Source organism: Catenibacterium sp. UBA627, assembly GCF_002299355.1.
GTDB classification, from domain to species: domain Bacteria; phylum Bacillota_I; class Bacilli_A; order Erysipelotrichales; family Coprobacillaceae; genus Catenibacterium; species Catenibacterium mitsuoka.
In genome coordinates this window covers 2611-3837 of the sequence record NZ_DBPF01000100.1, presented here as the reverse complement: position 1 = coordinate 3837, position 1227 = coordinate 2611, and the positions used below count along the sequence as shown (strand labels likewise).

Annotated in this window: 2 protein-coding genes; both read right to left on the bottom strand. The window is 36.0% G+C overall.

Translation table 11 applies throughout. The features are described 5' to 3' along the window. Positions 1 to 876 (bottom strand): N-acetylmuramic acid 6-phosphate etherase (gene murQ, locus B2S90_RS06370; protein WP_286696743.1); only part of this gene is annotated, 876 nt, incomplete at its 3' end. A gap of 81 nt (positions 877 to 957) precedes the next feature. Next, positions 958 to 1227 (bottom strand): MurR/RpiR family transcriptional regulator (locus B2S90_RS06365; protein WP_414630686.1); only part of this gene is annotated, 270 nt, incomplete at its 5' end.

Here is a 1227-nt window from a genome sequence, read left to right as displayed (position 1 = left end):
ACTGATATTTCCATTGTTTTTAAGAAGAGCTTCTTCACATTCTTTTTCATCTTTACCTGTTAAACCAGATAGAATCGCAATCTTTACATTGTAGTGACATTTAGTTAATAGTGCGATTGATTCTTCTTCAGAACAATCTAAAGATTGTGAGACAATGTTGACAGCTCTGATCTTAAGTTTTTCATTGGTAGGCTGTACATCAACCATAAGGTTTTTATAGACCTTTCCTCTTTTGATCATTACAGATGTAGAAAGCATATTTAAAACAAGTTTTTGTGCGGTACCAGCCTTCATTCTTGTAGAGCCAGTCACGACTTCTGCACCTGTAATTACTTCTATTGGATAGTGAGAGTATTTTGATATTTCCCCATTGTGAACACAACAGATAGAAACTGTCTGGCATCCTAGTGTGCGCGCATATTGAAGTCCGCCAATGACATAAGGTGTTCTGCCTGATGCTGCAATACCACATACAACATCTTTGTCTGTTAAGTGGATATTCTTTAAGTCCTCTACAGCGAGTTCCTGAGAATCTTCTGCACCTTCTATTGCAGTTGTGAGTGCGATGTTCCCACCGGCGATTAATCCTTGTACTAGACGAGGATCAACGCCATAAGTAGGAGGGCACTCTGATGCATCTAGTACACCTAATCTCCCTGATGTACCAGCACCAATATAAATCAGTCTGCCACCTTGACTCATCTGTTGATAGATACAGTCAACAGCATCTGAAATTTGCGGTAAGACGTCTTTTACAGCTAATGCAACCTTCTGATCTTCATTATTAATAGTTGTGAGAATATCTATCGTAGACATTTCATCTATATGTAATGAGTCAGGATTTGACTGTTCTGTATCTAAGTTATTTAAGTTCATTCTAGTTCCTCCCTTCCAATATCATTATAGACTTGTTGAAATATTATTTCCAAAACAAAAGACTCATAGTGAAATATGAGTCTACTTTTTGAGTATAGAGACATTGTCTTTAGAATCTATGAGATTCTTTTTATGTTCTTCAAAGTTCTTCTTAAATACACCATAGTACAATAAGTCAGTTATCACAAATGAAGAGATACGAGAAGAGATAGCACCAATACGTAGGGCTTTTTCTTCACTTGGTACTTTAAGTGAGTAGGTACTTAGTTTAGAGATTGGATTAGAGTTAATTTGTGTAATAGAAATAACTGGTATTTGTTTTTCATGTAACACTCTAGCAACATCTACTAA